This is a genomic window from Streptomyces blastmyceticus, from assembly GCF_039521185.1.
Classification (GTDB): Bacteria; Actinomycetota; Actinomycetes; order Streptomycetales; family Streptomycetaceae; genus Streptomyces; species Streptomyces blastmyceticus.
Window position 1 is genome coordinate 217487 of record NZ_BAAABW010000016.1, and the last position, 24365, is coordinate 241851.

Here is a 24365-nt window from a genome sequence, read left to right on the forward strand (position 1 = left end):
TCAGCCATGGGTCCGTCAGACCGCCGCCGATGCCCACGGGACGCCCAGCAGGCCGACCGTGTCGCCCTGTGCGGCGCCGCCGGGCGGGATGACGGCCAGCGCGTCCGCCGCCGCGAGGCCGCGCAGCATGGCGGGTCCGTGGAAGGCCAGGGGCCGTATGCGGTCGCCGGGCAGCCGCAGCACCGGCATCAGCCGGGTGTCCGTGGGATGCCCCTGTGCGGCCTCGGCGAGGGTGACCCGGGTGCGGGTGGGCGCCGGCCGGCCGGAGAGAGCGCGCAGCAGCGGCTCGGCGAGCGTCAGCAGGCCCGCGACGGCGGCCAGGGGGTTGCCGGGAAGGCCCACCAGATGGCGGCCCGGCGCGAGCCGGGCCAGCAGCATGGGGTGGCCCGGCCGTACGGCGACGCCGTCGACCAGCAGCTCGGCGCCGACGCGGCGCAGCGTGGGGTGCACGTGGTCGACGGGGCCGGAGGCCGTGCCGCCCGTGGTGAGCACCAGGTCGGCGTCCGACGCGGCGACGGCGTCGTGCAGGACGTCCGCGTCGTCGCCGAGGCGCCGGGTGGCGGTCACCTCGGCGCCGAGCGCGGCCAGCCAGGGGCCGAGCATGGGCCCGAGGGCGTCCCGGATCCGGCCGCCCTGGGGCAGACCCTCCAGGAGCAGTTCGTCGCCGAGGACGAGGACTTCGACGCGGGGGCGGCGCGTGACGCGCAGCCGGTCGTAGCCCGCGGCGGCGGCCAGGCCCGCCACGGCGGGGCTGACGGGCATGCCCTCGGGCAGCAGGTGGTCGCCGCGGCGGCATTCCTGGCCGCGGGGGCGGATGTCCTGTCCGTGGGTGACGCGGCGGGTGGCGTGCAGCTCGGCCTGGCCCGTCACGTCGCCGTGCTCGCTGCGCAGCACGGCGGTGGCCCCCGGGGGGACGCGTGCGCCGGTCGCGATGCGGACGGCGTGGCCGTCGCGGAGGGGTGCGGAGCCGGAGTTGTCGTCCCCGGCCAGGACGTCGGCGTCGTCCTGGGGCGGCGGCAGCCGCCAGGGTCCTGGGCCGGAGACCGCCCAGCCGTCCATGGCGGAGGTGTCGAAGGACGGGAGGTCGGTGAGGGCGTCGAGGGGCTCCGCCAGCACCTGTCCCAGGGCGTCGGCAAGGGGACGTTCCTCGGCGGGCAGCGGCTCGCCGGCGCGCGCGGCGATGCTGTGGGCGCGCGGCCAGGGGGCGGCGGCGGGCCGCGGGGACCGGTTGCCGGCCGTGGCGGTGCCGGACGGGGAGTGGAGCGACGGGTGGGGGTGCGGCGAAGTGTCGCGGGGCTGCTCGGGAGAGGAGGCGCGCTCCGGGGACGGCGCGCCGTCGGAAGTCGGCTCCGGGCAGTCGCCGGAAGCAGCACTCTCGGGAGGGTGGGGAGCCGGGGAGCTCGAAGCGGAAGCGGAGGGACCGGTTTTGCCGGAGGAGTCAAAGGAGTTGAAGGAGTCACCGAAGGGGTCGTCGACGAACAGGAACTCGTACGCATGCTCCGAGGCGCTGTTGCCGCGCGAACCGTCCGTGGAAGTGACACCACGACCGCCACCGACCACGCCACTTCCCACCGGCATCTCACCAAAGGGGAAATATGCGGTCGGGGCTTCGCCCCCAGGGAGATTCGCGGTCGACCGTCCGACAGGATCGTCGTCGTGACCACCGGTCCGCCTGTCACGGGCGAACAGTGCCAACGCCTCGTCGGCCGCCCGGTCCAACGCGGAATCCGCCGCTTCCTTGTCGGTCATTCCGACTCTTCGGCCTTGTCGCCGGGCTGCTGCCCCTGCCCGCCCGCGGCCTCGCCCGGTGCCGCCCCGGACCGGCCGGCCGGCGCGGTCCCGCCGGGGCCCTCCGCCTCCTCGGCCCAGCGCCGGGCCAGGCCGACCGCCTTCCGCGTGAGCTCGGCGACCGCTTCGGGGCCACCGCCCCGCTGCGCGGCCGCGTAGCCGACCAGGAACGTCGTCAAAGGCGCCGCGGGGCGGGCCACACCGTGCGCGGCGTCGCGCGCGAGATCCAGAAGGGCGGTCGTGTCGACATCGAGATCGATGCCGAGCTCGGCCTTGGCCGCGGTGATCCATTCATCCAGCACCCTCCCATCGTCCCTGATGCGCGCGCGGGCGGCGGCGACGTCCTCCCAGGTGTCACAGTCGAACGAGGCGTCCGGGTGCGGAAGGCGGCCGAGCGACAGCTCCGCCGTGAGCAGCCGCAGCGGGAGGCCGGACAGCGAACCGTACTCGGTGGCCAGCAGCGCCAGTTCACGGCGGAGGGGCTCCGTGCGGTAGGCCGCGACCAGCGGCTGGTCACGGCCGCCGGGATCGGCGAGCAGCACCCCCTCCACCCCGGAGCCGCCGCGGACGACCTCGGCGAGCAGCGACCGTACGGTCTCGGCGCGCAGGAACGGCAGGTCGGCGGAGAGCACGAGCGTGGTCGCGGCGGCCGTGTGCCGGAGCCCGGCGGCGAGGGCGGCGAGCGGCCCGCCGCCGGGAGGCTGTTCGCGGGCCCACCGCACGGCCCGAGCGGTGGGGCGGCGCGGCCCCACGACGACGGTGTCACCGGCGTCGGCGCACGCGCCCAGGACCCGGTCCAGCAGCGTGCGGCCGCCCACGCTCAGGGCGGGCTTGTCCGCACCGCCCAGTCGGCCGGCCGCACCTCCGGCGAGCACCACGGCGTCATAAGGAGTCACCCACCGAGTATGGCCGCTCGCGCGCGGCCGCCCGCCGTTCAGAGGGACCGCAGCAGCACCGCCGGGCGCTCGACGCAGTCGGCCACGTACCGCAGGAAGCCTCCCGCCGTGCCCCCGTCGCAGACCCGGTGGTCGAAGGTGAAGGACAACTGCACCACCTGCCGCACCGCGAGCTCGCCCTCCCGCACCCACGGCTTCGGCGCTATCCGGCCCACACCGAGCATCGCAGCCTCCGGGTAGTTGATGATCGGCGTGGAGCCGTCGACGCCGAACACCCCGTAGTTGTTGAGCGTGAACGTGCCTCCGGTCAGCTCCGCCGGGCTCAGCGTGCCCGTCCGCGCCGCCTCGGTGAGCCGGGCCATCTCCGTGGACAGCGCGACGGCGCTGCGGGTGTGCGCGTCCCGCACGACGGGGACGACGAGCCCGCGGGCGGTCTGGGCTGCGAACCCCAGATGCACGCCGGGCAGCCGCACGATCTCCTGGGCCGCGGTGTCCACGGTGGCGTTCAGCTCCGGATACTCCGCCAGCGCCGACGTGCAGATCCGGGCCAGCAGGGCGAGCAGCGAGACCTTGGGCCCCTCGCCCGCGTTCATCGCCCGGCGCGCGGCGAGCAGTTCGGTGGCATCGGCGTCCACCCAGCAGGTGGCGTCCGGGATCTCCCGGCGGCTCCTGGTGAGCTTCTCCGCGACCGCGCCGCGCACTCCACGCAGCGGTATGCGCTGCGCACCCGGTTCCCGGTGCCGTTCGGCCACGGGGGATCCGGCACCCCGAAGGGCCGTCTCCCGCCCGTCCAGGGGCTCCGTCGCGGCGCGCTCGACGTCGGCGCGCAGGATCAGGCCGTCCGGCCCGCTGCCGCGCACCCGGGCGAGGTCCAGCCCCCGCTCACGCGCGATCCTGCGGACGAGCGGCGAGATCACCGCCCTGGCGGCCGGCGCGGGCGCCACAGGCGCCGTCTCTACCTGGGGCTTCTGCACACCGGCGACGGTCGTACGGACACGGCGCCGCCGGGGCGCGGGGGCCTGGGTGCCGTAGCCGACCAGAACGTTCCCCGAGCCGCCGGGCGTTGGCCCCTCGGCCGCCCCCGCAGCCCTGGCGGGCCCTTCGGCCTCGCCCGGTACCGTCGGCAGCGGCTCGCCCACCGCCACCGTCAGCAGCGGTGCCCCCACCGGGAGCTCCGCCCCCTCCTCCCCGAACCTGGCCGTCACCACGCCCCCGTAGGGACACGGCACCTCGACCATCGCCTTGGCCGTCTCGACCTCGACCACCGGCTGGTCGACGGCGACCACGTCGCCCACGCTCACCAGCCAGCGGACGACCTCCGCCTCGGTGAGCCCCTCGCCCAGATCCGGCAGCCTGAATTCGCGCACCACGGCCATCAGCGCGCACCGCCCTCGTGCCCCGCGGACGTCCACTGCGACTCCCACTGCAAGCGCGCGACCGCGTCCAGCACCCGGTCCACACCGGGCAGATGGTGCTGCTCCAGCATCGGCGGCGGATAGGGGATGTCGAAGCCGGCGACGCGCAGCACCGGCGCCTCCAGATGGTGGAAACACCGCTCCGTGACCCGCGCGGCGATCTCCCCGCCCGGACCGCCGAAGCCGGCCGACTCGTGCACGACGACGGCCCTTCCGGTGCGCCGTACGGACGCGCAGACGGTCTCCTCGTCGAACGGCACCAGCGACCTCAGGTCGACGACTTCGAGATCCCACCCCTCCGCGACCGCCGCCTCGGCCGCCTCCATGCAGACCGGCAGGGACGGCCCGTAGGTGATGAGCGTCGCGGACGAGCCGGGGCGCCGGACGACCGCGCGCCCGATGCCGGGCACCGTCTCGGGGTGCGCCGCGTCCCAGTGGTCCTTCGACCAGTACAGCCGCTTGGGCTCCAGGAAGATCACCGGGTCGTCCGAGGCGATCGCGGCGCGCAGCAGTCCGTACGCGTCGGCGACGGTCGCGGGGGCGACCACGTGGAGGCCCGGTGTGGCCATGTAATACGCCTCGGAGGAGTCGCTGTGGTGCTCGACCCCGCCGATCCCGCCGCCGTACGGCACCCGCACCGTGACCGGCATCGGCACGGCCCCGCGCGTGCGGTTCCGCATCTTGGCGACATGGCTGATCAGCTGCTCGAACGCGGGGTAGGCGAAGGCGTCGAACTGCATCTCCACCACCGGCCGCAGCCCGTACATCGCCATCCCGACCGCCGCCCCGAGAATGCCCGCCTCGGCCAGCGGGGTGTCCGTGCAGCGGTCCTCGCCGAACTCCTTGGCCAGCCCGTCGGTGACCCGGAAGACGCCTCCCAGCGCGCCGACGTCCTCGCCGAGGGTGTGGACGGACGGGTCGTCGGCCATGGCGTCACGCAGCGCCCGGCCCAGCGCCTGCGCCATGGTGGCGGGCTTGTGGCCGGACCTGACGGCCGCGGTGGTCATCGCTGCGCCCCTTCCTGGGTGCCGGACTCCCCGGCGGCGGCGAGCTCGGCCCGCAATCGGTCGGCTTGCTCGCGCAGTTGGGCGGTCTGTTCGGCGTAGACATGGGTGAAGAGGTCCATCGGATCCAGCGCGGGGTCCTGATTCATCCGCTCGCGCAGATCGGCGGCCAGCCTCTCCGCGGCTTCCCGCTCCGCCCGCATTCCGGCCTCGTCGATCAGCTTCCGGCCGGTCAACTCCCTTTCCAGCAGGTCGATCGGGTCGTGCGCGCGCCAGGCCTCGACCTCGGAGTCGGTGCGGTAACGCGTGGCATCGTCCGCGTTCGTATGGGCGTCGATGCGATAGGTGAGGGCCTCGACCAGGGTGGGGCCCGCGCCGCCGCGGGCGCGCCGGACGGCCTCGGAGAGGACCTGGTGGACCGCCGCGACGTCATTGCCGTCGACCAGCCGGCCGGGCATGCCGTAGCCGACGGCCTTGTGCGCGAAGGAGGGGGCGGCGGTCTGCTTCGCCAGGGGCACCGAAATCGCGAAACCGTTGTTCTGCACGAAGAAGACGACGGGTGCCTTCCAGACGGCGGCGAAGTTGAGGGCCTCGTGGAAGTCGCCCTCGCTGGTGCCGCCGTCACCGACCATGGCGAGCGCGACCACGTCGTCCCCCTTGAGCCGCGCGGCGTGCGCGAGCCCCACGGCATGCGGCAACTGGGTGGCCAGCGGGGTGCACAGGGGCGCGATCCGGTGCTCGTGCGGGTCGTATCCGGTGTGCCAGTCGCCGCGCAGCAGCGTGAGCGCCTGCACGGGGTCGAGCCCGCGGACCACGGTCGCGAGGGTGTCGCGGTAGCTGGGGAAGAGCCAGTCGCGCTCCTCCAGGACGACCCCGGCGGCGACCTGGCACGCCTCCTGCCCGGTGGACGAGGGATACACGGCCAGCCGGCCCTGCCGGGTGAGAGCGGTGGCCTGGCCGTTGTACCTCCGGCCGCGGACCAGCTGGCCGTACAGCCGCTTCAGCAGCGCGGTATCCAGCCCGGCCGCCGCGTCGGTGCCCAGCAGGCGGTACGGCTCCGCGTCGGGCAGCAGCGGCGCGGGGTCGGTGCGGGGCTGCCAGGCAGGGGGCGGGGCGGGCCGGTACGAGCCGGGCTGCTCCAGAACCGTCATGACGAGCACCTCCTTTTGGGACGGGCTTGACCGGTCGCACGGCGCAGCGCGCCGCACGCCCTCCCTACCGATTGTTCGGTCGTCGGCACATTTTGGCTACAGGCGGCCCGAGCCTGTGGACAAACGGTTCTCCACAGCCTGAGATATGGACAGGACGTCCACGAAGGGGAGGCGGGGCGGTATGCCGGACGAACAGATGGCCTTTTCGGGCGGCAGGCCACCCGCCAGGCAGCTCGACGAGATCGACCGCGCGATCCTGCGGATGCTCCGGTCCGACGGCCGCGCCTCGATACGGTCCGTCTCGGAGCAGGTGCACGTGTCGCGCGCCAACGCCTACGCCCGGATCAACCGCCTCATCGACGACGGGGTCATACGCGGCTTCAGCGCCCGGATCGACCAGGAGCGCGCGGGCCAGAGCGCCTCTGCGTACATCACGCTGAAGATCGTCCAGAACTCCTGGCGCACGGTCCGCGAAAAGCTCCGCGCCCTGCCGGGCGCCGCCCATATCGCCCTGGTCAGCGGGGACTTCGACGTCCTGCTGCTCGTCCACACCAAGGACAACCACGCCCTGCGGGAGCTGGTGCTCACCCGGATCCAGGCCATGGACGAGGTGCTCAGCACCCGCACCCTCCTGGTCTTCGAGGAGACGGACCTGGAGGAGGGGCGGGTGCCCGGGGAGCCCTGACCGGGCCCGCGCCCGGCCGGTCAGCCGGCGGTGCGCAGCCCGGCGAAGGCCGTGCGGACCACCGCGTCGGCAACTTCTTCGCTCGTGGCCCCGCCTCGCTCAGGCCGGTACCACTCCACAACGGAATTGATCATTCCGAAGAGCAGCCGGGTCGCCAGCCGCACGTCGACGTCCGGCCTGAGGTCGCCGTCGGCCGCCGCCCGCTTCAGCAGCTCCGCGACCTGGTGGTCGAACTCGCGGCGCCGCTCCATCGCCCAGCGCTCCGTGTCCGTGTTGCCCCGCACGCGCAGCAGCAGCGTCACGTAGGGCAGCTCGTCCATCAGGACCTCCACCGTGCGCCGGGTGACGTACTCCAGCCGCTCGATCGCCCGCCCCGAGACGGCGCGCGGCTCGTCCAGTACGGCGAAGAGCCCGTCGAGGGCACGGCTTATCGCGAGCCGCAGGAGCTCCTCCTTGCCCTTCACATGGTGGTAGATGGAGGACTTGGAGATTCCGGCAGCCTTGGAGAGGTGCTCCATGGACGTGCCGTCGTAGCCCCGCTCGTTGAACACCGTGACGGCGACCGCGAGCAGCGATTCGGGCGTGTAGGTGTCGCGCTTGGCCATGGTCATGATTACAGCAGGCTCTCTTCGACGGCTGCACGGCGGAGCAGCGGCTGGGACGGTGCGTAGCGCCCGTCGGGGTATTCGAAGTGCAGGTTCCGCAGCACCTGGCCCACCCACACCGCCCCGAGGACCCGGCCCCACTCCAGCGGGCCGCGCGGGTGGTTCACCCCGAGCCGCATGGCGGTGTCGACGTCCTCCGGGCTCGCGACGCCCCGGCCGACGGCGTCCTCGGCGAAATCGACGAGCATGGCCACCGTACGGGCCACGATCAGGCCGGGTGCGTCACCGATGACGCTCACCTGCTTGCCAAGCGCCTGGAACAGGCCGACCGCCGCCCGTACGTCCGAGGGCGACGCGGTCGCCGAAGGCGCGAGGGCGATCCGGGTGCAGGTGCGGTAGTCGAGGGCCAGGTCGAAGTGGATCCGGGTGCCGGCGAGCTCCGTGGTGGCCGGGAGGCCCTGGGTGAGGGAGAGCTCCGTGCCGCCGGGAAGGGCGAGATGCCCGTCGTCGTCCGGCCCGGGTGCCTCGGTGACCGCGATGCCCGCTTCCCGGATCATCTCTGCCAGCACGGCGCAGGCGCGGGGAAGCCGGCCGTGGACGGTGAGCGCCCTGGGCGCCTCGCACGGCTCCTCGGTACGCGGGCGCGGCCGCTCGGCACCGGCCGTGTGGTCGTACCAGCCCCGCCCGCTCTTGCGGCCGAGCAGCCCGGCCTCCACGAGCCGCCGCTGTGCGAGCGAGGGCCTGAACTTCGGGTCGTGGAAGAACGACTCGTAGACCGAACGGGTGACGGCTTCGTTCACATCCTGACCGATGAGGTCGGTGAGTTCGAAGGGGCCCATGGGGAAGCCGCCGCACTCGCGCAGGACGGCGTCGACGGTGGCGGGGTCGGCGGCCCGTTCCTCGTGGACGCGGAACGCCTCGGCGTAGAAGGGCCTGGCGATGCGGTTGACGACGAAGCCCGGGGCGTCGGCGCAGCGCACCGGCGTCTTTCCCCAGGCGGCCACGGTGGCGTACGCGCGCTCCGCCGCCTCCGCGTCGGTGGCGAATCCCCGGACCACCTCCACGAGCGGCAACAGCGGTGCGGGGTTGAAGAAGTGCAGGCCGACGAAGCGGCCGGGCAGCCGCAGGGCGCCCGCGACGGCGGTCACCGACAGGGACGAGGTGTTGGTGGCCAGCAGACAGTCGTCGGGAACGACCGATTCCAGCTCCGCGAACAGCTTCTGTTTGACGTCGAGTTGCTCCAGAATCGCCTCGATGACGAGCGCCGGGTCAGCGAGGTCGTCCAGTCGTGCGGCGGGGTGCAGGCGGGCGCGGGCCGCGTCCCGGGCGTCGGCCGTGAGCCTGCCCTTCTCCACGAGACGGTCGAGGCGTGCGCCGATGGCCCGCGCGGCCTCGGCGGCCCTCCCCCCGGCGGTGTCGTACAGCCGCACACGGTGGCCCGCGACCAGGGCGACCTGGGCGATTCCCTGGCCCATGGTGCCGGCGCCGACGACTGCGACGGTCGCTTTCGGCTCGATTGCGGTCATGCCGGTGATCCTCCCCGATGAGTTGTCCACAGGTTCGCCGGGCCCCCTTGTCCCGACCGATCGTTCGGTTACTGTATCTACCGGGGGGAGTTCCCGGCCTCCCGAAGTGTGTCGCCCGCGCTCTGTCGCCCGCGTTCCGTCCCCGAAGACTGTCGTCCCATCCGAGCCCAGCTCGAAGAGGAGTTGGTCAGCCGTGACCGCCGGACTCAGCACCGCCCAGTTGATCGAGAAGCATCTCCCGACGCTCGACCAGGCCCTGGACGCCATCCGCACGCGCGTCTATTGGTCCCCCTTCCCCGAGCACCCGAAGGCGTACGGGGCGGAGGGCGCCGTGCCCGGCAGCCTGGGCGCGGCCGAGGGCCAGGCCGCCTTCGAGGCGCTGCGCGGCAAGCGCTTCGAGCTGGACCAGCCGGGTGCGGACGGCTGGGCGGGCTCCGAAGTCTCCCCGTACGGACCGGAGCTGGGGATCGAGTATCCCCACCCCGGCGTCGATGCCCTGCTGCCGGCCATGCGCGCGGCGATGCCTCAGTGGCGTGAGGCGGGCCCCCAGGCGCGGGCCGCGGTCTGTCTGGAGATCCTCGCCCGGATCAACGCCAGGACGCACGAGTTCGCCCACGCGGTCATGCACACCAGCGGGCAGGCCTTCATGATGGCCTTCCAGGCCGGTGGCCCGCACGCCCAGGACCGCGGCCTGGAAGCCGTCGCCTATGCCTTCGCCGAGCAGGTGCGCACCCCGGAGTCGGCCGACTGGTCCAAGCCACAGGGCAAGCGCCCGCCGCTGGAGCTGCGCAAGGAGTTCACCCCCGTGCCGCGCGGCATCTCGCTGCTGATCGGCTGCAACACCTTCCCGACGTGGAACGGCTACCCCGGCCTTTTCGCCTCCCTCGCCACGGGCAACGCCGTGCTGGTCAAGCCGCATCCGCGCGCCGTGCTGCCGCTGGCCCTGACGGTGCGCATCGCGCGCGAGGTCCTCCAGGAGGCGGGCTTCTCCCCCGACCTGGTCGCGCTGGCCGCCGAGCGGGACGGCGAGGGGATCGCCAAGTCCCTGGCCGTCCGCCCGGAGATCCGCATCATCGACTACACCGGATCCACCGCGTTCGGCGACTGGCTGGAGGCCAACGCCCGTCAGGCACAGGTCTTCACGGAGAAGGCCGGGGTGAACACGGTCGTCATCGACTCCACCGACGACTACAAGGGCCTGCTGAGCAACCTCGCCTTCTCGCTGTCCCTCTACAGCGGCCAGATGTGCACCACCCCGCAGAACTTCCTCATCCCGCGCGAAGGGATCACCACGGACGCCGGCCCCAAGTCCTATGACGAGGTGGTTGCGGATCTGGCGGCCGCCGTGGACGGCCTGCTCGGTGACGACGCCAGGGCCAACGCGCTGCTGGGCGCGATCGTCAACGGCCAGGTCAAGGAGCGCATCGACGCCGCCGCGCAGCTCGGTGAAGTCGCCCTGGCCTCGCGGGCGGTGGCCAACCCCGACTTCCCCGGCGCCACGGTCCGTACGCCCGTGATCATCAAGCTGGACGGCGCCAAGCCGGACTCCGAGGCGGCCTATTTCTCGGAGTGCTTCGGCCCGGTGTCCTTCGCCGTGGCGGTGGACTCCACCGCCGACGCCGTCGAACTGCTGCGGCGCACGGTGCGGGAGAAGGGCGCGATGACCGTCGGCGCGTACACCACGTCGCCCGAGGTCGAGCGGCTGCTCGAGGTGGCCTGCCTGGAGGAGTGCGCCCAGCTCTCCCTCAACCTCACCGGCGGGGTGTATGTGAACCAGACCGCCGCCTTCTCCGACTTCCACGGTTCGGGCGGCAATCCGTCGGCCAACGCGGTCCTGTGCGACAGCGCGTTCGTCGCGAGCCGCTTCCGCACGGTCGAGGTGCGCCGCCCGGCCTAGCCGAGCGGCTGGTCCGCGGCGGGTCCTCCCCAGTGGAAGAGGGCCATGGCGACGCTCGTCGCGAGGTTGTAGCTGGACACCTGGGGCCGCATGGGAAGGGCGACCAGCCGGGTCGCCCTCTCCCGCAGGTCGGGCGAGATCCCGTGCCGCTCGGAGCCGAAGGCGATGAGCGCGTCGTCCGGGAAGTCGATGGAGCGGATGTCGTCGCCCTCCGGGTCCAGCGCGTAGAGCGGGCCGGGCGGCAGTTCGGGCAGCGGGAGCCGTTCGACGGCGGTCGCGTAGTGCAGGCCCGCCCCGGCCCGTACGGCGTTGGGGTGCCACGGGTCGATGTCGCCGGTGGTGACCACGCCCGTGGCCCCGAAGCCGGCGGCGAGGCGGATGACGGCGCCGACGTTCCCGAGGTTGCGGGGGTTCTCCAGCACGACGACCGGCGCCTTCCGGGGTGCCCGCGACAGGGTGTCGAGGTTCTTCCGGCGGCTCGGCCTGACCGCCAGCGCGGCCACCCCGGTGGGGTGGACCCGGGGCAGCAGCTCCCGCAGGCTCTGCGCCGGGATACCGACGAGCCGCTCGGCGAGCTCCCCGGTCAGGTCGTCGGCCAGGTCGTCGGCGAGCGCCAGCGTGGCGTCCTTGTCGGCGCAGACGGCCAGCCGTACGTCCGCGCCGAAGCGCAGGGCGTGCTTCAAGGCGTGGAAACCGTCCAGCAGTACGGCGTCAGGGGCGAGCTCACCCCACTGTCGTACGGCGGCCACGGCTTCGTCCTCGGTCATGTCTTCAGCCTACGGTCCCGCCCCGGGCGAGCCGCCCCGGCTCAGCCCACGAGGCTGTGGGGAGCGGCGTCGTCCGCGCGCTGCGCCGGGACCCTGGCCGTACGGGCGGGCAGCAGCCGGTCGCGCGCACGGCCGGTGACGGCGCCCACGCGGCGCAGGAAGGAGGTGGGCAGGAAGACCGCGTCCGCCACGATCATCGCCAGGGAGAAGAACGGCAGTCCGAGGGTGAAGGCGATGCCGAGGTGCTCGCACATCATCACGGCCAGCAGGACGTTCTTGGCCCGCCGGTTCAGCAGGGTGAACGGGAACGCGACCTGCACGGCCACCGTGCCGTAGCTGAGCAGCAGCACGATGACGCTGTTGCCCGCGAGGACGTGGGAGAGCTCGGGCCAGGGCGAGAAGTAGTCGAGGTGCAGCGGGTAGTAGAGCGCCGTGCCGTCCTGCCAGCGGGAGCCCTGGATCTTGTACCAGCCCGCCGTGGCGTAGATCAGGCAGACCTCCGCCATGATGACCAGCAGCGTCGCGTTGTGCGCCAGGTTGGCGAACACGTCCAGGACGGTGCGCGGCTCTCTTGGGGCGTAGCGCCGCACGTACCACCACAGGCCCTGCACGAGCCACAGTCCCCAGAGGGCCGAGGCCCAGCCGAGGCCCGGAAGCGGTCCGTCGGCCGTCCAGGAAATCCGGTCCTGCCCGAGGACCTGTGTGACGGCCAGCGCGAGGCCGCAGGCGGCCCAGAGCAGGATGCCGGTGATGTCCAGGCCGTCACGGCCCTTGTCGCTGTGCCCGTCGGCCGCCGCGGCCTGCTGCCGGAGCCGGGCGCGCCGGGCGTCGAGGGACCACACCAGTCCGCAGCGCGTGAGGACGGTGTAGAGGGCCAGCAGGTGGATGACGTTGTCGCCGCCGTCGCCGAGGAAGACGCTGCGGTTCTGGAGCGACAGCACCCCGATCATGAACAGCACGGACATGGTCCGCGTCCGCCACCCCAGCATCAGCAGGACGCTGGAGACGAGGGCGACGGCGTAGACGGTCTCGAACCAAAGAGCGCTGTCGGACCAGACGAGAGCGGTGAAGGCATGGTTGTCGGCGGTCAGCCGGCGGGCCATGTCCCAGCTCCACGGGCCGTCGGGCCCGTACATCTCATGGCGGTTGGGCCACTCGCGGAGCAGGAAGCACAGCCACGCGAAGGAAATGCCGATCCGGATCACGGCCGTCTGGTAGCGGCCGAGGGGGGACCGGGTGACGCGGTCGATTCCTCGCGCGAGCGAGGCGAGGGGGGCGCTCACCGGTTCTTCGCCTCCGGGACGTCGGCGGTGGCGACCGGCCACCAGCTCAGCACGCGGTACGCCGGGTTGGTCGCGGTCTTCTCGTCGCTCCAGGGCGGCGGCGCGACCGCGCGGGTCACGGACCGCACCTGGACGCGCTCGACCGGCCGCCCGTCGCGCTCGGCGCCGAGCCGGAGCAGGACGATGCGCCGGACGTACTGCTCGGACAGGTTGCCGCGCAGGCCGTTGGGCTGTTCCCGGGCGTCGTGCGTGCTGACGTAGAAGTCCCAGGCGCGCCGCACCTCGTTCTGCTGGGTGTGGCTCGGGAAGAGGTTGTGATGTATCTCGGCACCGTCCTGGGCGGAGAGGTCGATCCACGGGGTGAGCGTCGACCGGCCGTCCCGTCCGCGCAGCTCGGCGCGGGCCTGGACGGCGATGTTCTGCTGGAGCGGGTTGGGGGCGAAGAGCTTCCAGTTCTGTTCGAACTCCGGGTAGATGTAGTCGCCAATGGCCGCCGCGTGCTGCTTACTGACCACGTTCGGCGGCGCCACATGCAGGAACACCATCGCCAGGTGCACCGTGGTGGCCACCGTCACGACGGCGACGCCCAGGGCGACGGCGATGCGCGCGGGCAAGGACAGTCCGTCGCCGGAACCGGCCCGCTCGTCGTGCTCGTCATCCGTCTCCATGTCCCGCCCCGATCCCGCGCGCTGCCTGTTGTTGTGCACCCGAACCGTACCCAGGCCGTCCCACAGGGCCCAGCGCGCAGGGGTTATCCACAGGCTTGACACCTCCGGATCCGGCGGCCCACCATTGAACCGAACGATCGGTCGGTCGGGAGTTCAGGGAAGGGCAGGGGGCATGTCATGACGACGACGGCGCCGGACGCACGGACCTACGAGGCGGAATTCGACGCCGCGGTGGCCGCCGACGAGCGCATCGAGCCACGCGACTGGATGCCGGACGCCTATCGCGCCTCGCTCGTCCGGCAGATCGCGCAGCACGCCCACTCGGAGATCATCGGCATGCAGCCCGAGGCCAACTGGATCACTCGGGCGCCCTCGCTGCGCCGCAAGGCCATCCTGATGGCCAAGGTGCAGGACGAGGCGGGCCACGGCCTCTATCTCTACAGCGCCGCCGAGACCCTGGGCACCGGCCGCGACGAGCTTCTCGACAAGCTGCACTCCGGCCGCCAGAAATATTCGTCGATCTTCAACTACCCCACGCTGACCTGGGCGGACGTAGGAGCCATCGGCTGGCTCGTGGACGGCGCGGCCATCACCAACCAGGTCCCGCTGTGCCGCTGTTCCTACGGTCCCTACGCCCGCGCCATGGTCCGCATCTGCAAGGAGGAGTCCTTCCACCAGCGCCAGGGCTATGAGCTGCTGCTCACCCTGAGCCGAGGCACCGAGGCACAGCACGCCATGGCGCAGGACGCCGTGGACCGCTGGTGGTGGCCGTCCCTGATGATGTTCGGCCCCCCTGACGACGAATCCGCCCATTCGGCCCAGTCCATGGCCTGGAAGATCAAGCGCCATTCGAACGACGAGCTGCGCCAGCGGTTCGTGGACATCTGCGTCCCCCAGGCCGAGTCGCTCGGCCTGGCCCTCCCCGACCCCGGCCTGCGGTGGAACGAGGAGCGCGGCCACCACGACTTCGGCGCCATCGACTGGGACGAGTTCCACGAGGTGCTGCGCGGCAACGGCCCGTGCAACGAAGAGCGGATCAGCCGGCGGAGGCAGGCGCACGAGGAAGGCGCATGGGTGCGCGAGGCCGCCGCCGCCCATGCCCGCAAGCACGGCGGCACACCAGGGGAGGCAGGGGCATGACCAGCGCTGATTGGCCACTGTGGGAGGTGTTCGTGCGGAGCCGGCGCGGGCTGGCGCACACCCACGCCGGAAGCCTGCACGCACCGGACGCCGCGATGGCGCTGCGCAACGCCCGGGATCTCTACACCCGGCGCTCCGAGGGCGTCTCCATCTGGGTCGTGCCCTCCGCCGACATCACCGCCTCCTCACCGGACGAGAAGGATCCCTTCTTCGAACCGGCCGCGGACAAGCCCTATCGCCACCCGACCTTCTACGACATCCCGGAGGGGGTGCGACACCTGTGAATCCCACGCCCGCCTCCACACAGGCACCCGCCCGCGCTTCCGGCCCGGCCGCCCCTCCCGGCGCGGCGCTGGCGCTCGGTGACGACGCCCTCGTGCTGTCCCACCGGCTGGGGGAGTGGGCCGGCCACGCGCCCGTCCTGGAGGAAGAGGTCGCCCTCGCCAATATCGCGCTGGACCTGCTGGGCCAGGCCCGCTTCCTGCTCTCCCTCGTCGGCGACGAGGACGAACTGGCCTATCTCCGCGAGGAGCGCGCCTTCCGCAATGTCCAGCTGGTCGAGCAGCCCAACGGCGACTTCGCCCATACCATCGCCCGCCAGCTGTACTTCTCCACCTACCAGGAGCTGTTGTACGGGCAGTTGACCGCGGGGGACGGCCCCTTCGCACCCCTGGCCGCCAAAGCGGTCAAGGAGGTCGCCTACCACCGGGACCACGCCGAGCACTGGACGCTGCGCCTCGGCGACGGCACCGAGGAGAGCCACCGACGGATGCAGACCGCGCTCGACGCGCTGTGGCGATACACGGGAGAGCTGTTCGCCCCCCTCGACGGGCTCGACGTCGATGTGTCCGCCCTGCGTGACGGCTGGCTGGCGCTGATCACCCGGACCGTCGGGCAAGCCACCCTGACGCTCCCCACCGGCCCGCAGTCGGGCGCCTGGACGGCCGGAGCCGGACGACAGGGCATCCACACCGAGCCGTTCGGGCGGATGCTCGCGGAGATGCAGCACCTGCACCGCAGCCACCCGGGGGCGACATGGTGACCGTACCGACCCCGCTGGACCCCACCGCGCTGGAACAGCGCCTCCTGGAGCTGGCCGGTGCCGTGCCCGATCCGGAGCTGCCCGTGCTGACCCTGGCCGAGCTGGGCGTGCTGCGCGGCCTGCAGCTGACCGGCCCCGGGCGGGTGGAGGTGGAGCTGACCCCCACCTACACCGGCTGTCCGGCGATCGAGGCGATGTCCGCGGACATAGAGCGGGTGCTGCACGGCCAGGGCATACCCGAGGTCGAGGTGCGCACGGTCCTCGCCCCGGCCTGGTCCACGGACGACATCACGGCCGAAGGGCGGCGCAAGCTGGCCGAGTTCGGGGTCGCACCGCCCCGCCCCACCGGCCCGGACGGGCCCGTCCCGGTGGCGCTCGGCATCCGCTGCCCGCACTGCGGCTCCACCGACACCACACTGCTGAGCCGCTTCTCGTCCACCGCCTGCAAGGCCCTGCGCCGCTGCGAGGCATGCCGTGAACCATTCGATCACTTCAAGGAGTTGTAGATGGCAGCAGCGGCCCGCCACGGCGCCTTCCACCCCTTGCGAGTGACGGCCGTCGACCCGCTCACGGACGACTCGGTCGCCCTGACCTTCGCCGTGCCCGCCGAGCTGCGGGACGTCTATCGCTACGCACCGGGCCAGCACATCACCCTCCGCCGGACCGCGGAGGCCGGCGAGGTGCGGCGCACCTACTCCCTCTGCGGCCCCGCGCCGGCCCCGGGCACCGGCGGGGCGGCGGAGCTGCGGGTCGGGGTGCGCCTGGTGGACGGCGGGGTGTTCTCCACCTACGCCCTGAAGGAGCTGGCGGCGGGGGACACCGTGGAGGTGATGGCACCGGCCGGCCGGTTCGTGCTGGAGCCACGCCCCGGGCACTTCGCCGCGATCGTCGGCGGCAGTGGGATCACCCCGGTCCTGTCCATCGCCTCGACCCTGCTCGCGCGGGTGCCCGATGCCCGGTTCTGCCTGATACGCAGCGACCGGACCACCGCTTCCACGATGTTCCTGGAGGAAGTCGCCGACCTCAAGGACCGCTGGCCCGACCGCTTCCAGCTGGTGCACATCCTGTCCCGTGAGGAGCAGCAGGCCGGATTGCCGTCCGGGCGGCTGGACGAGGAGCGGCTGACCCGGTTGCTGCCCGCACTGCTCCCGGTGGAGGCGATGGACGGCTGGTTCCTGTGCGGCCCCCATGGCCTGGTGCGGGAGGCCGAGCGGGCACTCCGCACCCTCGGTGTCGGCCGGGACCGCGTCCACCAGGAGATATTCCACGTCGACACCGTCTCCGGCGGCCCCGACACGGCCTCCGGCACGGCACCGGTCGGATCTTCCACCGCGGCCGCCCCCGTTCCCGCGCGCAGCACCGTGACCGCGAAGCTGGACGGGCGCAGCGGCAGCTGGCCGGTGCGGGAGGGCGAGCCGCTGCTGGACGCCGTGCTGCGCAACCGCGCCGACGCGCCGTACGCGTGCAAGGGCGGCGTGTGCGGCACCTGCCGGGCCTTCCTGGTGCGGGGCGAGGTGCGGATGGACCGGAATTTCGCGCTGGAACCGGAGGAGTTGGACGCCGGGTATGTGCTGGCCTGCCAGTCGCATCCGGTCACCGAGGAGGTGGAGTTGGACTTCGACCGCTGAGCGGGGGCGACAGTCGGATGGTGGCGCCAGGGGCATTCGCCGGATGGCTTCCGGCCAGTGATCGCGTTCCGATCGATGGCCACGTGTTCCCAATTCCTGCAACCTGTTCTACCTTGACGCTCCATCAGTTCCGAGCGTCAGTGGCAGTGCCGGTGTGCGGGAGGACGGACAGTGGACTTCACCTTCACCGAGGAGCAGCAAGCCGCCGAGGAAGCGGCCAGGGCGGTCCTCTCCCGGGTCTCCCCCGAGGGGGTGCCCAGCCCGGCCCTGGTCAGGGGGGCGGTGGCCGAGGACTTCGACCGGGCGCTGTGGGCATCGCTCGCGGGCGCGGACCTGCTGAGCCTGTTCACCGGTCCCGAGCACGGTGGCGCGGGGCTCGGGCCCATCGCGCTGTGCCTGGTGCTGCGCGAGGCGGGGCAGGTGCTGGCCCGTGTACCCCTGCTGGAGTCCAGTGCGGCCGCCGCCGTGCTGAGCAGCCACGGTGGTCGCGCGTCGGCCGGGCTGCTGCCTGCGGTGGGGCGAGGTGAGCTCGTCATCACGGTGGCGTCCAGCGGCCGTACGGGACACGACCCGGCCGAACTCGCCGTCACCGCGCGGGAAGTGACCGCTTCCGGCGCGGAAGGACCCGGCTGGGTTCTCGACGGGGTGCAGACGGCCGTGCCCTGGGCGCAGAGCGCGGATCGTGTTCTGCTGCCCGCCCGTACCAGCGGGGGGCGCACCGTGCTCGCTCTCGTTCCGCGCGACCGCACCGGGGTCACTCTGGCCGACCAGGTCTCCACCAACGGCGAGCGGTACGCCCGGGTCGGTTTCGACTCCGTACGGGTGGGCGGCGACGAGGTGATCACCGCCGAGGGCGCGTGGGAGCGGCTACGGGTACTGCTCACCGTGGGCACGAGCGCGCTCGCGCTCGGAGTGGGTACGGCTGTGGCACGCATGACCAGCGCATACGCCACGAAGCGCGAGCAGTTCGGCTTTCCGATCGCCACGTTCCAGGCCGTCGCCGTCCAGGCCGCGGACCGGTACATCGACCTGCGCGCGATGGAGGCCACGCTCTGGCAGGCGGCCTGGCGCCTGGAGTCGGGAGCCGCCGGGGAGGGGGAGCTGCCGGTCGACGCGGACATCGCCGTCGCGAAGATCTGGGCCGCGGAGGGCGTGCGCCGTGTCGTGCAGACCGCACAGCATCTGCACGGCGGCTTCGGCGCGGACACCAGCTATTGCCTGCACCGCTACCACGCGTGGGCCAAGCAGTTGGAACTCTCGCTCGGCCCGGCGGCGGCCCATGAGGAGGCCCTGGGCGACCTGCTGGCCGCCCATCCCGTCGACTGACCGCCGCGGGGCCCCGGCGAACGGAGCCCCCGGAGGACCGGTGCTAGATCACCGTGCCGGGCGCGCCGTTGCCGTCGACGACCGGGCGGCCCGCGGCCTCCCAGACCTGCATGCCGCCGTCGACGTTCGCCGCGTCCAGGCCCTGCTGGACGAGGTAGGCGGTGACCTGGGCGGAGCGCCCGCCCGAGCGGCAGATGACATTGATCGTGGCGCCGCCGGGTGCCTTCTCCGTCAGCTCGCCGAAGCGGGCGACGAAGTCGCTCATCGGGATGTGGAGCGCGCCCTCGGCGTGGCCCGCCGCCCACTCGTCGTCCTCACGGACGTCCAGCAGAAAGTCTTCGGACGTCAGAGCGTCGATGGCGACCGTGGGTACCCCAGAACCAAAATGCATGTCCCCGACGCTACCCGACCAGCGAGTCCAGCTGGGCCCTGCGCTCGGCGACCTGGGTGGCCAGGCCCTCGGCGATCTCCTCCAGCAGCCGGTCCGGGTCGTCCGGCGCCATCTTGATCATGGAGCCGATCGCCGAGCCCTCCAGCTCCGCGGCCACCGCCGCCAGCAGCTCCTTGCGCTGGGCCAGCCACTCCAGGCGGGCGTAGAGCTCCTCGGCGGGGCTCGGCCGCGGCTCCTCGGGTGCAGGGCCCGCGGCCCACTCCTCGGCCAGTTCCCGCAGCAGGGCCTCGGCCCCGTCCGCGTAGGCGGCGTTGACCCGCACGATGAACTCCTCGCGCCGTACGCGGTCTTCCTCGCCCTGTGCCAGGTCCGGGTGGGCCTTGCGGACGAGCTCGCGGAAGATCCGCCGGGCCTCGTCGCTGGGGCGCACCCGCTGCGGGGGCCGTACCGGCCGCTCCGTGAGCATCGCCGACGCCTCGGGCGACAGGCCCTCCGAGTCCATCCAGCCGTCGAACAGCTCCTCCACCCCGGGCAGCGGCTGCACCAGGGCGCGCGCCTCATGGGCCCTGCGGAGGTCCTCGGCGTCGCCGCTGCGGGCCGCCATCGCCTCCGCGATCTGTGCGTCCAGCTCGTCGAGCTGTGCGTACATGGGGCCGAGCCGCTGGTGGTGCAGCCGGGAGAAGTTCTCCACTTCCACCCGGAAGGTCTCCACCGCGATCTCGAACTCGATCAGCGCTTGCTCCGCGGTGCGGACGGCTTGAGCCAGGCGCTGGGTGCCCGGCTCCTCGGCGTGGAGATTCTCGGCTTCCGGATTCATCACTCGCCCAGCGTACGGTTCCGCCACCGCCTCCGGATCCCTGGAGCCCCGGCCACCCCGCAGTCCTCAGCCATCGCGGGCTCGATATGACCCCTCGCCCCCGCCTACACGCCCATCTCCGCCGCCACCCGGCCGCGCCGGACCGCCGTCACGAGGTCGGCGTGATCCGCCTCCGTGCGGTCCGCGTAGGTCACCGCGAAGGCGGCGATCGCCTCGTCCAGCTCGGCCGACTTGCCGCAGTAGCCCGCTATGAGCCTGGGGTCCGCGCTGTGCGCGTGGGCCCGCGCGAGGAGCGCGCCCGTCATCCGGCCGTAGTCGTCGAGCTCACCGGGGGCCAGGGCCGCCGGGTCGACACTTCCCTTGCGGTTGCGGAACTGCCGCACCTGATACGGCCTGCCGTCGACCGTCGCCCAGCCGAGCAGCACATCGCTGACCACCTGCATCCGCTTCTGTCCCAGCACCACCCGCCGGCCTTCGTGCCCCGCCGAGGGGGAGCCGGGCGCGAACCCGGCCTTCTCCGCGTACGGCAGGAGCACGGAGGGCCGCGCCTCCTTCACCTGGAGGACGAGCGGCTCCCCCCGGTGGTCGAGCAGCAGCACCACATAGGACCGCAGCCCGACGCTCCCCGTGCCCACCACCCGGAAGGCCACGTCCTGCACCTCGTACCGCGCCAGCAGCGGCAGCAGTTCCTCCGGCAGGGTCCCCAGATAGTCGCCCAGGGACAGGGCGACAGCGGCCGCCTCGCCGGCCGGCACCCGCCGCAGCACGGGCGGCGCGTCCAGGAAGCGCCGGCCCCCGTCCGCGGCCTCCTCGGTCGCCTTCGCCGCGAAGCGGGCGCTGGTGTTCCGCCGGGCCTTCGCCGCGACCCGCTCCAGCGTGCCCAGCAGCGCCCGGGCGTCGGCGTGCGCGACGAGCTCCTCGTCGGCGATGGCGTTCCACGCGTCGGCGGCGGGCAGCTTGGCCAGCAGGCGCATCGTGTGCCGGTACGCGCCCGCCGCGTCCCGCGCCGCCGCCCGGCAGGTGTCCTCGTCGGCACCCGCCTCCCGCCCGGCCAGCACCAAGGAGGCGGCGAGCCGCTTCACGTCCCACTCCCACGGCCCGTGCAGGGTCTCGTCGAAGTCGTTGACGTCGATGACGAGTTCGCCCCGCGCGTCGCCGTAGAGGCCGAAGTTGGCGGCGTGGGCGTCGCCGCATATCTGCGCGCCGACGCCCGTCACGGCCGTACGCACCAGGTCGTGCCCCATCAGCCCGGCCGAGCCGCGCAGGAAGGCGAAGGGGGAGGCGGCCATCCGGCCGGCCCGGATCGGCGTCAGCTCGGGAAGCCGGCCCGCGTTCGACGCCTCGACCGTCTCCACGGCCCCGGGACGCCCGGCGTCAGGGGTCCACTCGGCGTGCGAGGAGCGGGGCACGCGCGCCCGCAGCGCCTTGCCCCCGGCCTTCGGCGGGCCCGGCCGCCCGCCCGGCCCCGTTCCCCCGGCCGGCTCCGCGAACCCCGGCACATACGGCAGTCGCGACACAGCGCGCCCCCTCCCCCTTCACGCCCGCTCAAGCCCAACTACCCAGAACCTACCGACCACCACTGACAACGGCCGGTCCCCACCGGTGCCGCACGCGGCCTCAGCCGAACTCCTTCGGGCACTGCGCACTGCTCTCCGGGAGATATTTCCCGGCCCACCGCCCCAGTTCCTTGAGGGCGGGCTCCAACGCGGCGCCCGCCTCCGTCAGTTGGTACGCGACGCGCAGCGGCGGGCCGTCGTGCACTTCCCTCACGAGCAGTCCGGCGGCGGCGAGCTGGGTGAGCCTGTCCGACAGCATGCGCTCGCTGATCCCGGGGATCGCCCGCCGCAGGTCAGCGAAGTGGACCGGGCCCTGCAGCAGGGTGGCCACGATCAGGCCGGTCCAGCGCTTGCCGAACAGCTCGAAGACCCGCGTCATGCCTCCGTCGACGCTCTTGCACGCCTGCCCACCGTGATCCGCCATGGGTCCAGGGTACTGCGTTCTTCGCTGCCCCTATAAAAAAGTAAGCCCCTGTGTTATTAATAGCTACACACGGAACTGCACCCCGTAGATCCGTCCCGTCGGCGTCACGCCCGTCATCAGGAGATCCCCATGGCCACGCTGCTGCACCTCGACTCCTCCGCCCTCCCGCAGGGCTCCTCCTCCCGCGAGGTCACCGCCGTCTTCCGCAAGGCGTGGGAGGACCAGCACCCCGACGGCACGGTCATCTACCGCGACCTCGCCGCCGACCCGCTGCCGCACATCACCGCCGACGGCGTCCAGGCCCTCTTCGCCGCCCCGGAGGAGCGCACGGCCGAGCAGGCGGCCGCCTTCGCGCTGCGCACCGAGCTGGCCGAGGAGTTGGAGCGCGCGGACGCGGTGCTGATCGGCGCCCCCATGTACAACTTCTCGATCCCCTCCAGCCTCAAGGCGTGGCTGGACCAGGTGATCATCATGGGCCGCACGGCCGGCGTCGAGCAGCCCTCGGCCGCCGGTACGCCGACGACCGTCGTCGCCTCCCGCGGCGGTTCCTACGCACCGGGCACGCCGCGCGAGGACTCCGAGTTCGTGACGACCTACCTGGAGAAGGTCCTGGGCGACATGCTCGGACTGGACGTCGACTTCATCGTCCCCGAGCTGACCCTGGCCCACTCCGTGCCCGCCATGGCCGCCCTGGTCGACAAGTCGGACGCCTCCCGCGCCCAGGCCCACGAGGATGCCGCCACCAAGGGCAAGGCCCTGGCCGCACGCCTCGCGGCCTGATTCCCGGGGCATATACCGGAAACCCCCCGGGGACCCACCCCGACAACATCTGGCCGAAATCGACCGTTCGCCGCGTCATGCCTGGTCACGAGTGACCGGGCAGATGCAATCCCACGGCCCTGGCGCAATCTTTAGCCGAATCCAGGCTTTTAGCTAAGCCTAAAGGTGGCATTCTCTTCTCTAGAAGAGGTTCCAGAGGTCCTCGGGCCGCCACCGGCGGCGGAGGACTCCGCCGACATCACGCTCGGCACCACGATTCTGGGGGGTAGCCATGGCCTGGCGCCACGGTACGGATCGCAGCCACTCGGCCGATCTAGCGGGCGCCCGGGTGGCGCGCCACGCGACGGCCTCGCTCGCGGGGCTCGTCGCGGAACGGGGCATGTCCCGCAAGGAGTTGGCCGACCGCATGGGCGTATCCCCCGGCAGAGTCAGCCAAATCCTCTCGGGCGACGAGAATCTGACGCTCCGTTCACTGGCGGCCGTCGCGGAAGCCCTCGAGGTGGGAGTGGAGGTCTGTTTCTTCGAGCAGACCGCCGCTGAGCACAGAGAGCCGCTGGAGACCGTACGACCGGGGGCCGCGGACCAGTCGCGGCCGTTAGCTCCGTCCCACCGCTGAACCGCACACCTCGTGCCGCAGGGCGAGCAGCACCCTGTCGTCACTGCGCTTGCCGTGCGCGTGCGCCAGATCGAGCAGATACGTGCAGAGGTGCTCGGCCTCGCCGAACGCCCTTCGCGCCTGCCGGATCTCCTCCCGCGTGCGCTCACGCCCCTGCTGCTGGCACAGCTTCTCGATCTTCGTCTCTATGGTGATCCACTTCTGCGCCGCGACCCGTACGTCCCGGTGGCGCTCGCAGATCTCCCGCTTCAGATTCGTGCGGCCTCTGGCCGTACGCCCCGGCGTATCGACCCGCGTCATCAGATGCGCCCTGACCCGGTCCGCGAAGGCGTCGAGGTCCCAGCAGTCAGGGAAGCCGGTCGCCATCGCGTGACACCACTCCGCGCGGTCCGTCCGCAGGCGCAGCGCCAGGCTGTTGAGCAGCAGCGAGTCCCCCAGCGTCACGATCGCCATCAGCGGGTGCTCGCCGGATTCGCCCGCCTTGCGCTTGGGCACCAGCCCCAGACCGGCCACGGCGCCCACCGCGGCCGGTGGCACGCTCGACGCGTGCGGCAGCAGCAGTCCGCTGGCCAGCGCGGCCATGCCGGAGGTCCAGATCACCACGGCAGCCGCCGCCGCGGCCGAGCGCACCGTGCCGAGCAGCCGCCCCTCCTCACGGAAGCGCCAGACCAGACACACCCAGGTCACAGGCGCGCAGACGACGGCGGGCAGCACCCACTCCGACAGCACGGACGACTGGCCCCACGCCACAGCGTCCCCCATTCCGGTTGCAGACGAGGCTCCCCACGACACCGGACTCGACGCTCTTCACACAGAGCCCCAGCGCGATTACGGAATGATGTTCCCACTGCGGCCGCTACCGTGTGCAGCGATTCCGGCCAAGACTTCGCTCAGCACGCCATAAATCCGGCCATGGTTCGAGGAAGGGCTGGACAAGAGCCGGACAAAGCGAAACGGACC

25 protein-coding genes are annotated in these 24365 nt (G+C 72.5%); 10 read left to right on the forward strand and 15 right to left on the reverse strand.

Annotation, left to right across the window (positions count from 1 at the left end; all coding sequences use genetic code 11):
* Nucleotides 1–15: 15 nt before the first annotated feature.
* From ABD269_RS14820 to pdhA, 5 genes are all read right to left on the reverse strand, one after another.
* Complete coding sequence (locus ABD269_RS14820) at nucleotides 16–1578, reverse strand: molybdopterin molybdotransferase MoeA (RefSeq protein ID WP_344118278.1); 1563 nt, start codon at nucleotides 1576–1578, stop codon at nucleotides 16–18.
* A gap of 167 nt (nucleotides 1579–1745) precedes the next feature.
* Entirely contained in the window at nucleotides 1746–2684 is a 939-nt protein-coding gene (locus tag ABD269_RS14825) for an NTP transferase domain-containing protein (protein ID WP_344118279.1), read from the reverse strand.
* A gap of 38 nt (nucleotides 2685–2722) precedes the next feature.
* A complete protein-coding gene (locus ABD269_RS14830; protein WP_344118280.1) occupies nucleotides 2723–4060 on the reverse strand; it encodes a dihydrolipoamide acetyltransferase family protein in 1338 nt (445 codons plus the stop codon).
* Nucleotides 4060–5106 carry an alpha-ketoacid dehydrogenase subunit beta gene (locus ABD269_RS14835; RefSeq protein ID WP_344118281.1) on the reverse strand — a complete coding sequence of 349 codons (1047 nt, stop codon included), beginning with the start codon at nucleotides 5104–5106 and terminating at the stop codon, nucleotides 4060–4062. The genes ABD269_RS14830 and ABD269_RS14835 overlap by 1 nt, the downstream gene beginning before the upstream one ends.
* A complete protein-coding gene (gene pdhA / locus ABD269_RS14840) occupies nucleotides 5103–6254 on the reverse strand; it encodes a pyruvate dehydrogenase (acetyl-transferring) E1 component subunit alpha (RefSeq protein ID WP_344118282.1) in 1152 nt (383 codons plus the stop codon). Before pdhA ends, ABD269_RS14835 begins: the two co-directional genes overlap by 4 nt.
* 181 nt (nucleotides 6255–6435) lie before the next feature.
* Here pdhA and ABD269_RS14845 point away from each other — a divergent pair, with 181 nt between their 5' ends.
* Nucleotides 6436–6939, forward strand: coding sequence for an Lrp/AsnC family transcriptional regulator (locus ABD269_RS14845; RefSeq protein ID WP_116212802.1), 504 nt, complete (start codon nucleotides 6436–6438; stop codon nucleotides 6937–6939).
* A gap of 20 nt (nucleotides 6940–6959) precedes the next feature.
* Here ABD269_RS14845 and ABD269_RS14850 read toward each other — a convergent pair whose 3' ends face one another.
* Together ABD269_RS14850 and ABD269_RS14855 are read right to left on the reverse strand one after the other, a co-directional pair.
* On the reverse strand, nucleotides 6960–7550 hold the full coding sequence (locus tag ABD269_RS14850) for a TetR/AcrR family transcriptional regulator (protein WP_301886309.1): 591 nt from the start codon (nucleotides 7548–7550) through the stop codon (nucleotides 6960–6962).
* A gap of 2 nt (nucleotides 7551–7552) precedes the next feature.
* Nucleotides 7553–9070, reverse strand: coding sequence for a 3-hydroxyacyl-CoA dehydrogenase (locus tag ABD269_RS14855; RefSeq protein ID WP_344118283.1), 1518 nt, complete (start codon nucleotides 9068–9070; stop codon nucleotides 7553–7555).
* Between the two features lie 193 nt (nucleotides 9071–9263).
* On the opposite strand from ABD269_RS14855, the gene paaN reads away from it, so the two are divergent.
* Entirely contained in the window at nucleotides 9264–10967 is a 1704-nt protein-coding gene (gene paaN / locus ABD269_RS14860) for a phenylacetic acid degradation protein PaaN (RefSeq protein ID WP_344118284.1), read from the forward strand.
* On the opposite strand, the gene ABD269_RS14865 is transcribed toward paaN, so the two are convergent.
* Genes ABD269_RS14865 through ABD269_RS14875 form a run of 3 tightly spaced genes read right to left on the reverse strand, consistent with a single transcriptional unit; the run spans nucleotide 10964 to nucleotide 13685 of the window.
* Nucleotides 10964–11734, reverse strand: coding sequence for a TrmH family RNA methyltransferase (locus tag ABD269_RS14865; RefSeq protein WP_301886306.1), 771 nt, complete (start codon nucleotides 11732–11734; stop codon nucleotides 10964–10966). The genes paaN and ABD269_RS14865 overlap by 4 nt on opposite strands.
* A 41-nt stretch (nucleotides 11735–11775) precedes the next feature.
* A complete protein-coding gene (locus ABD269_RS14870; protein ID WP_344118285.1) occupies nucleotides 11776–13017 on the reverse strand; it encodes an HTTM domain-containing protein in 1242 nt (413 codons plus the stop codon).
* Nucleotides 13014–13685: a DUF5819 family protein gene (locus tag ABD269_RS14875; protein WP_344118286.1), complete on the reverse strand. Its 672-nt coding sequence runs from the start codon at nucleotides 13683–13685 to the stop codon at nucleotides 13014–13016. Before ABD269_RS14875 ends, ABD269_RS14870 begins: the two co-directional genes overlap by 4 nt.
* 177 nt (nucleotides 13686–13862) lie before the next feature.
* Here ABD269_RS14875 and paaA point away from each other — a divergent pair, with 177 nt between their 5' ends.
* From paaA to ABD269_RS14905, 6 genes are all read left to right on the forward strand, one after another.
* Nucleotides 13863–14825, forward strand: coding sequence for a 1,2-phenylacetyl-CoA epoxidase subunit PaaA (gene paaA / locus ABD269_RS14880; RefSeq protein ID WP_301886303.1), 963 nt, complete (start codon nucleotides 13863–13865; stop codon nucleotides 14823–14825).
* Nucleotides 14822–15109 (forward strand): 1,2-phenylacetyl-CoA epoxidase subunit PaaB, encoded by a 288-nt coding sequence (paaB, locus tag ABD269_RS14885; RefSeq protein ID WP_344118287.1) that lies wholly within the window; start codon nucleotides 14822–14824, stop codon nucleotides 15107–15109. The genes paaA and paaB overlap by 4 nt, the downstream gene beginning before the upstream one ends.
* Nucleotides 15110–15177: 68 nt before the next feature.
* Nucleotides 15178–15867 (forward strand): 1,2-phenylacetyl-CoA epoxidase subunit PaaC, encoded by a 690-nt coding sequence (paaC, locus tag ABD269_RS14890; protein WP_301894419.1) that lies wholly within the window; start codon nucleotides 15178–15180, stop codon nucleotides 15865–15867.
* Entirely contained in the window at nucleotides 15861–16373 is a 513-nt protein-coding gene (paaD, locus tag ABD269_RS14895) for a 1,2-phenylacetyl-CoA epoxidase subunit PaaD (protein ID WP_301886302.1), read from the forward strand. Before paaC ends, paaD begins: the two co-directional genes overlap by 7 nt.
* Entirely contained in the window at nucleotides 16374–17495 is a 1122-nt protein-coding gene (locus ABD269_RS14900) for a 2Fe-2S iron-sulfur cluster-binding protein (RefSeq protein WP_344118288.1), read from the forward strand. It begins immediately after the preceding gene.
* A gap of 171 nt (nucleotides 17496–17666) precedes the next feature.
* Entirely contained in the window at nucleotides 17667–18821 is a 1155-nt protein-coding gene (locus tag ABD269_RS14905) for an acyl-CoA dehydrogenase family protein (RefSeq protein WP_344118289.1), read from the forward strand.
* A gap of 43 nt (nucleotides 18822–18864) precedes the next feature.
* Here the strand turns inward: ABD269_RS14905 and ABD269_RS14910 are convergent, their stop codons facing one another.
* The 4 genes from ABD269_RS14910 to ABD269_RS14925 all read right to left on the reverse strand — a co-directional run bounded on the left by ABD269_RS14910 (nucleotide 18865) and on the right by ABD269_RS14925 (nucleotide 22009).
* On the reverse strand, nucleotides 18865–19212 hold the full coding sequence (locus tag ABD269_RS14910; RefSeq protein WP_301886299.1) for a rhodanese-like domain-containing protein: 348 nt from the start codon (nucleotides 19210–19212) through the stop codon (nucleotides 18865–18867).
* 10 nt (nucleotides 19213–19222) lie between these two features.
* Nucleotides 19223–20029, reverse strand: coding sequence for a hypothetical protein (locus ABD269_RS14915; protein ID WP_344118442.1), 807 nt, complete (start codon nucleotides 20027–20029; stop codon nucleotides 19223–19225).
* A gap of 104 nt (nucleotides 20030–20133) precedes the next feature.
* Nucleotides 20134–21546, reverse strand: coding sequence for a DUF2252 domain-containing protein (locus tag ABD269_RS14920; RefSeq protein ID WP_344118290.1), 1413 nt, complete (start codon nucleotides 21544–21546; stop codon nucleotides 20134–20136).
* A 100-nt stretch (nucleotides 21547–21646) separates the two neighbouring features.
* The gene (locus tag ABD269_RS14925) at nucleotides 21647–22009 is read right to left on the reverse strand and encodes a winged helix-turn-helix transcriptional regulator (protein ID WP_344118291.1); all 363 of its coding nucleotides are present in this window, start codon (nucleotides 22007–22009) and stop codon (nucleotides 21647–21649) included.
* Between the two features lie 129 nt (nucleotides 22010–22138).
* Here ABD269_RS14925 and ABD269_RS14930 point away from each other — a divergent pair, with 129 nt between their 5' ends.
* Nucleotides 22139–22789 carry an FMN-dependent NADH-azoreductase gene (locus ABD269_RS14930; RefSeq protein ID WP_344118292.1) on the forward strand — a complete coding sequence of 217 codons (651 nt, stop codon included), beginning with the start codon at nucleotides 22139–22141 and terminating at the stop codon, nucleotides 22787–22789.
* A gap of 271 nt (nucleotides 22790–23060) precedes the next feature.
* The gene (locus ABD269_RS14935; RefSeq protein WP_344118293.1) at nucleotides 23061–23405 is read left to right on the forward strand and encodes a helix-turn-helix domain-containing protein; all 345 of its coding nucleotides are present in this window, start codon (nucleotides 23061–23063) and stop codon (nucleotides 23403–23405) included.
* Here ABD269_RS14935 and ABD269_RS14940 read toward each other — a convergent pair.
* Nucleotides 23385–24167 (reverse strand): hypothetical protein, encoded by a 783-nt coding sequence (locus tag ABD269_RS14940; protein WP_344118294.1) that lies wholly within the window; start codon nucleotides 24165–24167, stop codon nucleotides 23385–23387. The two genes, ABD269_RS14935 and ABD269_RS14940, sit on opposite strands and share 21 nt — an antisense overlap.
* Between the last annotated feature and the right edge of the window lie 198 nt (nucleotides 24168–24365).